The sequence below is a fragment of the Aureimonas psammosilenae genome (genome assembly GCF_009176975.1).
Lineage (GTDB): Bacteria > Pseudomonadota > Alphaproteobacteria > Rhizobiales > Rhizobiaceae > Plantimonas > Plantimonas psammosilenae.
Map to the genome: position 1 here is coordinate 1 of NZ_WEZG01000032.1, position 6,997 is coordinate 6,997.

The window sequence follows — 6,997 nt, forward strand, 5'->3', positions numbered from 1 at the left end:
TTCAAAATAACCCCGTTGGGAATTTTTGGAAAACGTTTTTGGATTTTTTCTAGGTCACTATGGGCCATTATACAAAGTTTGCTACCTAATAACCCTTTCGTTGTTTTAGTTAGCCTCCTTATTAATGAAATAAATAACAAAGTAATAATTGACGACGTGGCTTAGCTAACCACTAGTATCTCCTCTATATACTTTCCTTTAAAAAATAATAAATGATAACAATACTTTACTCCAAAAAGTGAAAAAAAAGAGGTATCAAACTTACTGTATAATGGTCAATAGTGGCTTAGAAAAATATCTAAGTCCACATATACAATAATGAAAGGAGACAAATCATGGATAAAAATCTTACAAAATATCGTGTCGTTGCTTCAGGTGGTGTTAACGTACGTTCTGCTGATACGCTAAATGCTCCATCCCTAGAAGTGTATGAGTTCGACCGCGAATTCGAAGGATTTAATCCTGAAGGTTTAAGTTGGATTAGAGTTACTCTTCCTGATGGAGTCGAGGGTTACATTCTTAACGAACCTTATCTCGTCGAAGAAGTCAAATCACAACCGAAAACTGATAAAAACAAAAGTAAGTAGGTATCTGTGATGAATGATGGTATGTCAGAATTAGTAAAAAGAGATGAGCCGTTAGAAGGTGAACTAATAGAGGCTATGCCAAAACCTCGTGATCCACGAGCCCGGGATGAGTATATGCAAGCCTTAGCAATGGAACTATCTGAGCGTCGTCTTAGAGAAGGAACCGCTTCATCTGCTGAAATTGTATTCTGGCTTAAACGTTCTTCACCTAAAGAGAAAATGGAAATGGAAAACCTTGAGCTTCAAAATAAATTACTTAGTGCTAAAACTGAAGCGATTAACTCCGAAAGACTTGGTAATGAAAAATATGAAGAAGCTATGCGAATGTTCGCTGGCTATACAGGTAACGGTGTCCATGATGAAAATGGTGAATGACTATACTCGAACATACTCCGAAATGTTAAAGTATAAAGGCTATGCTGATAGACTGGAATACTTAAAACTTTGCGACTTTGAATATGGTTCTCCTAGATATATGTCTAATGAATTTTATCACTCTCCTGAGTGGCTAGATGTGCGGCGAGATGTTATTGTTCGAGACTTCGGAAATGATTTAGGTGTTCAACAATTACCAATTCAAGGACTTATTATTGTTCACCATATTAACCCTCTTACTGAAGAGGATATCCTTAATAGGAGTCCTAAATTATTTGACCTTGAAAATTTAATATCTGTATCTGTTAATACACACAACCTTATTCACTATTCTAAAAAGAATACTCAAGGGATTATAGAGCGTACCCCGGGAGATACGATATTATGGTAAAGGAGATTATGATGGCTAATAGTATTTTAAAAGACACTATTAATTTTATTCCGAGCACATCCGAAGATATTCTCGAAGATGATGTTTACAAGTCATCTATCTTGCTATCTATCAACAACGCTTTGGCTACTCTAAAACAGAACTCGGTAGGTAAAACCATTGATCTGTTTGAAAATGAAGATGCTACCTGGGACGATTTCTTTGGTAGCGACTTCACTGGCGATAAAGCTCCAGCTAAGATGTTTGTATATCTTCGTACCCAATTGGAGTTCGACCCTCCACAATCTTCGGTGCAAGCAATGTTCGAATCGAAAGCTGAAGAAGCCTTATATCGTGCTCGGTTGGAAGGAGAAATTTCGAAATGTCTAACCAATTAAAAGAGACGCTTCTTCAAGCCGGTGTCAAAGGTCGTTCTGGGCGTTATAAGCTTGGAAGTGGAGCTCGTCCATACCAAGATGATCGATTTAAAAACTCTCCGCTTAGGAAGTCTAATGGTATCGGTAGTAAGCTAAAATCTTTAATCGGTAAAGGATCTAAGAAAACTGTTAACGAAGTCGAAGAAGTTAGTAAGAAAAAACTAACTGAAATTAACGAACGTAAACGTGAACAGAGATTTATCGATATGTATAAACATCGCGATAAGATGTCTACGTCTGCTATTCGAGAACAAATTAAGCGAATTGAAGCTGAAAACGATTTTAGAGATATAGTTTATACACAACAAAGAGCCAGAGAAAGAGCTGAGGCTGAAGCAGTAGCTGCTAAGAAAGCTAGAAACAGGAAGCGTCTTGCCGCTCTTGCTGGGGTCGCGGCTAATGTTGAGTTGGAAAAACTTATTAAAGATCCTAACTCATCTCAATTCTTTACTGATAAAAATAAAGCAACCAAAGAACAACTCGAGGCATTTCAAAATGCGGTTCTTGGAGCTCAAGCAATGCGCAAAAGTGTTAAGACTGCCCGTAAGGTTGCTGGTGCTTATAACCAATATTATAAGCAGATGAACGGTGGTAAATGAAAAAGAAAATATGGAGAAATAAACTCATGAGAGATGATATTTTAATTCAAGCTATTGATAATACAGAAGATGTATTATTACATGGTGGTAAATGGACTGAAGAAGCTAAAGAACGTGTACGTCAAGCTCGTCGCGCAGGTCGTCGTGTATCTGAAATGTTTACCAATCTGTATAATTCTACTGGACGCTACGTTAACCAAGCTGGTAAAAACGTTAAGCGTATGGCCAATCTAGTCGATTCTAAATACAATATCACTGAGAATAATGCCCGTACACGAGTTTTGTACAAAAAAGAATTGCGGAATGCTAGAAATGTCCCTCATACTAAGATTGAAACAATGGTAAACCCTAAAGCTGGTAAACGTCGCGATAACTCTGTAGAAGCCCGACTTCGTCAAGCACTTAAGAAACAATCTAAAACAAAATATGCTAACAAGCAATTCAAAGATAATGTTCGTGAATGGAATAAAGCTACTATTAAGTATGTTAATGCGCAAGAACCTCAAAAGAAAATAAACGAAAAACGTGAACGAGTGCAACGTCGTCGTATTTACGGTAAGTGATAAATAGAGGTAAATACTATGAGTAGAATAAGTAATACTGCAGTACCTCAAGAATATGGACGTTTCCGAGAAGCGGTGTTAAAAGGCGAAATCCCAGTTCCAGAAACAATATCTATGCAAATGAACCGTATAGATAGAGACATAGAAAACCCAAACTATTACTATGATCCGGATGCTATCCAAGGATACATTGATTTCTGTGAGAATGAGTTGACTCTAACAACTGGCGAGCCTTTAACTTTGTTACCAACATTCAAGCTGTGGGCTGAGGATTTATTTGCTTGGTATTATTATTCAGATGAAGAAACTATTGACCCAAAAACAGGTCGTCGTGTTATTAGACGTAAAAAGAAACGATTACGAAATCGTCAGTTCCTGATTATTGCTCGTGGTAATTCAAAATCGTTATACGAATCCACTATTCAAATGCATGGTCTAGTTAATGATACATCTACTACTCAACAAATTACCACAGCTCCTACGATGCGCCAAGCCATGGAAATACTTCAACCGTTATCAACAGCAATTGCTCGTGCTCGTGGTCCATTATTCCAAGTTCTAACAGTAGGTAGTAACAAATCTCGTTCATACGAGTCTCAACAAAAACTCACAACAACTAAACGCGGTATTGAAAATAAACTTACCAATTCATTATTGGAAATGCGTCCTATGACTATCGATGCTATTCAAGGAGCTCGATCAAAATACTGTACTGTAGATGAATGGTTGTCATGTGATATTAAAGAGAACGTAATTGATGCCCTTGAACAATCAGCCGCTAAAGGTGGCGTTGACGACTACGTTATTCTTGCTGTATCCTCAGAAGGTACTGTCCGTGATAAAGTCGGTGACTCTATCAAAATGGAACTTCTACAAATCTTACGTGGAGAAATTGAAGACCCACACACATCAATCTGGTACTATAAGCTAGATGATATTAAAGAAGTTGGACAGCCTGAAATGTGGATGAAAGCCTGCCCTAATATTGGTGTTACTGTATCATACGATACTTATATGCGTGATGTTAAACGTGCGGAAGTTAGCACGATCAGTCGTAATGATATCTTAGCGAAGCGTTTCGGTATTCCTGTTGAAGGATTTACATTCTTCTTTACTTATGAAGAGACAATTACACATCCGAAACAAAACTTCGACCACTTACCATGTGCTATGGGTATGGATGCTTCACAAGGTGATGACTTCTGGGCATTTACATGGGTATTCCCTTTAGGCAATGAACGCTTTGGTGTTAAAACCCGTTCATATATTTCGGAAGTAAAATATAATAAAGTTGCAACTGCAACGAAGAATCGTTATGATGAACTTATCCGTGAAGGTTCACTTATTGTATGTCAAGGAACTATCCTTGATTGGGTAGAAATCTATGAGGATGTACGAGACTACATTTATGCACATGATTGGTCTGTGCTAACATTTGGGTTTGACCCTTATAATGCTGCCGCATTTGTCGAACGATGGACTATGGAAAACGGCGAATACGGTGTTGAAACCGTACGTCAAGGCTCTCGTACAGAATCAGTACCCCTAGGTGAATTAAAACAATTAGCAACTGCAAGACAGTTAATTTTTGATGAAGAACTAATGAAATACGCTATGGGGAATAGTGTGGTTCTTCAAGATAATAATGGTAACTACAAGCTATCTAAAGAGCGTCGTGAGGATAAAATCGATAACGTTGCTGCTATGATGGATGCGTGGGTTGCCTACTCAAGAAATAAGGAGGTTTTTGAGTAAAAATGAGTAGCGATATTTTACATTCAATAAATAGCTTCTCTGATATTTCAAATCTAGACTCCAGTTTCGCATTGAACAATAGTTATGGTTACTCAACAGCATCGACATATTATTCACCACACTACGCTAGTAACGGTGGATTTCATAAGTCAGACATTATCAAATCTGTTATCAATCGAATCGCTATTGATGCTTCTATGGTTAGTTTCAACCATTTAAAAATAATTGATGCCGATGGTAACCAGGAACCTGTTCAATCCGAATTCTATAATCGTATGACATTGCAAGCGAATATAGACCAAACAGGTCGTAGCTTTTTATTCGATTTAATCTGGTCTATGCTTGATGAAGGTGTTGTTGCAGCAGTACCTATCGATAAAGATAATGCAGGTAATATTCTTTCTATCCGTGTTGGTAGAATCGAACAATGGTTCCCTAGACATGTGAAGGTGTCCTGCTATAATGACCGGACAGGTACTGAGCAATCTCTTGTTGTTGCAAAAAGTGATGTAGCTATTATCGAGTCTCCTTTCTTAACCATATTTAAAAATAGTAATTACACACTAAATCTTTTAAACAACAAAGTCAGACTCATGACCGATTTGGATAACAATGCCACTCTAGGTAAACTTAATGGTTTTATTAAATTACCTTATGGCACTGGTACTACATATCGAAATGCGCAAGCTAAAGAGCGTATGGCTTCAATTGAAGAGCAAATGGCTTCTTCTAAACATGGTATTGCTTTCCTAGAAAATAAAGAAGAATTTATTAGCGCTGGTGGTGGTATTAATAATAATGTTTTAGAAGATGTTATTAAACTTAAGACTGATTTCTACAACGAAGTTGGTATCACTTCTAGAATCTTGTCAGGTGAAGCTAACGCTCAAGAGATTAATCTTTATAATGCTCGTGCTGTCGATCCATGTCTTCAAGCTATTAGCGATGCGTTTAACGTAGCTTTCTTAACTAAGACTGCTCGTACCCAAGGTCATGTCTATAGATTCTACCGTGATCCATTCCGTCTATTACCAATTGAGCAACTTGCATCTTCTGCTGATTTGTTCTCTCGTAATGCGATTATGACACCAAATGAGATTCGTAGCTTCATTGGAATGAAACCACATCCAAACCCATTAGCTAACGAATTGTATAATCGTAATATTTCTGACGGAAATCAAAATGGGGGTACTATGTCTCCTGGTCAAATGGATCCTAATGGTGAATATCCGCCACCAGTTGATGACTACGGTAGTGATATGCAGTAAACGAAGGAGTAGAAATATTTTATGAAACCACAAAACTATGATTTTGCTGGTTATGTAACAAAGAATGACATTAAATGTAGCGATGGTGTAATCATTCAACAAAATGCCTTTAAAGGTAATGATGGTATGAAAGTTCCATTGGTTTGGAACCATAATTACAATTCCATCTCTAATGTTATTGGTCATATGTTGTTACATAATAATAGCGAAGGTGTCTATGGATATGGGTATCTAAATGATACTGAACATGGACAAGATGCTAAAGAACTTATTGCACACGGTGACCTATGGGCTATGTCTATTGGGGCTCATCGCATTCAAAAGAATGGTAATTTTGTAACTCATGGAGAAATCTATGAAGTTAGTCTAGTTCTAAAAGGTGCCAATAAGGGTGCTTTGATTGAACACAAATTAACACACTCAGATGATGGTAGCGATTCATTTGATGAATCATCAGGTATTATCTATACTGGGTTAGAAGATACGATTTTACAACATAAAGATCAAGGAGAAAATACTATGTCTAAAACTGTTGGTGATGTACTCGACACATTGAACGAGGATCAAACAGAAATTGTCCTAAAAGGATTACAACATGGTTTCGAAACACTTTCTGATGAAGATAACGAAGTTCTCGAAACTTTGAGTGATGACCAAGTGCACGCTGTATCCACTGTAATTGCTGAAGCAGGTTCTATTGAAAACGCTGAAGCAGAAGCTGATGCAGAAGCAGAAGCTCATGGAGAAGGTGAAGGTGCTGAAGGTAGTGAAGGTGCTGGCGATGGTGCTAGCGTAGCGCATAATGCTTTTGAAGAAGGAGAAGAATATTTCATGAAACACAACGCGTTCCAATCATATGACCAATACAACTCATTCTACGCTAATGATGTAGATACACTTATTCAAACTGCAATCGATACTCGTGCATCATCACTTGCAGGCGTCCTTATTGACAATGGACTTGGATCAGACGAAGGTATTACAATTAAACACGGTATTGAAAATATTGATGTATTGTTCCCTGAAACTAAACTACAAAAAGG

Annotated in this window: 9 protein-coding genes; all 9 read left to right on the top strand. The window is 37.5% G+C overall.

The window, feature by feature from the left end:
* Positions 1 to 335 precede the first annotated feature (335 nt).
* Positions 336 to 587, top strand: coding sequence for an SH3 domain-containing protein (locus tag F9929_RS23670; RefSeq protein ID WP_152049023.1), 252 nt, complete (start codon positions 336 to 338; stop codon positions 585 to 587).
* Between the two features lie 9 nt (positions 588 to 596).
* A complete protein-coding gene (locus F9929_RS23675; protein WP_193227902.1) occupies positions 597 to 962 on the top strand; it encodes a hypothetical protein in 366 nt (121 codons plus the stop codon).
* 22 nt (positions 963 to 984) lie between these two features.
* Positions 985 to 1,353: a hypothetical protein gene (locus tag F9929_RS23680; protein ID WP_210251391.1), complete on the top strand. Its 369-nt coding sequence runs from the start codon at positions 985 to 987 to the stop codon at positions 1,351 to 1,353.
* On the top strand, positions 1,347 to 1,730 hold the full coding sequence (locus F9929_RS23685; RefSeq protein WP_152049025.1) for a phage head-tail connector protein: 384 nt from the start codon (positions 1,347 to 1,349) through the stop codon (positions 1,728 to 1,730). Before F9929_RS23680 ends, F9929_RS23685 begins: the two co-directional genes overlap by 7 nt.
* Positions 1,715 to 2,368: a hypothetical protein gene (locus F9929_RS23690; RefSeq protein WP_152049026.1), complete on the top strand. Its 654-nt coding sequence runs from the start codon at positions 1,715 to 1,717 to the stop codon at positions 2,366 to 2,368. The genes F9929_RS23685 and F9929_RS23690 overlap by 16 nt, the downstream gene beginning before the upstream one ends.
* 26 nt (positions 2,369 to 2,394) lie before the next feature.
* Entirely contained in the window at positions 2,395 to 2,931 is a 537-nt protein-coding gene (locus F9929_RS23695; protein WP_152049027.1) for a hypothetical protein, read from the top strand.
* 18 nt (positions 2,932 to 2,949) lie between these two features.
* On the top strand, positions 2,950 to 4,686 hold the full coding sequence (locus tag F9929_RS23700; protein ID WP_152049028.1) for a terminase TerL endonuclease subunit: 1,737 nt from the start codon (positions 2,950 to 2,952) through the stop codon (positions 4,684 to 4,686).
* A 2-nt stretch (positions 4,687 to 4,688) separates the two neighbouring features.
* Positions 4,689 to 5,954 carry a phage portal protein gene (locus F9929_RS23705; protein WP_152049029.1) on the top strand — a complete coding sequence of 422 codons (1,266 nt, stop codon included), beginning with the start codon at positions 4,689 to 4,691 and terminating at the stop codon, positions 5,952 to 5,954.
* 21 nt (positions 5,955 to 5,975) lie between these two features.
* On the top strand, positions 5,976 to 6,997 hold a 1,022-nt coding region (locus F9929_RS23710; RefSeq protein WP_193227903.1), incomplete at its 3' end, for an HK97 family phage prohead protease.

Coding starts and splice junctions, on each gene's coding strand:
- F9929_RS23670 (WP_152049023.1), top strand. CDS start 336: ATGGATAAAAATCTTACAAAATATCGTGTCGTTGCTTCAGGTGGTGTT.
- F9929_RS23675 (WP_193227902.1), top strand. CDS start 597: ATGAATGATGGTATGTCAGAATTAGTAAAAAGAGATGAGCCGTTAGAA.
- F9929_RS23680 (WP_210251391.1), top strand. CDS start 985: ATGTTAAAGTATAAAGGCTATGCTGATAGACTGGAATACTTAAAACTT.
- F9929_RS23685 (WP_152049025.1), top strand. CDS start 1,347: ATGGTAAAGGAGATTATGATGGCTAATAGTATTTTAAAAGACACTATT.
- F9929_RS23690 (WP_152049026.1), top strand. CDS start 1,715: ATGTCTAACCAATTAAAAGAGACGCTTCTTCAAGCCGGTGTCAAAGGT.
- F9929_RS23695 (WP_152049027.1), top strand. CDS start 2,395: ATGAGAGATGATATTTTAATTCAAGCTATTGATAATACAGAAGATGTA.
- F9929_RS23700 (WP_152049028.1), top strand. CDS start 2,950: ATGAGTAGAATAAGTAATACTGCAGTACCTCAAGAATATGGACGTTTC.
- F9929_RS23705 (WP_152049029.1), top strand. CDS start 4,689: ATGAGTAGCGATATTTTACATTCAATAAATAGCTTCTCTGATATTTCA.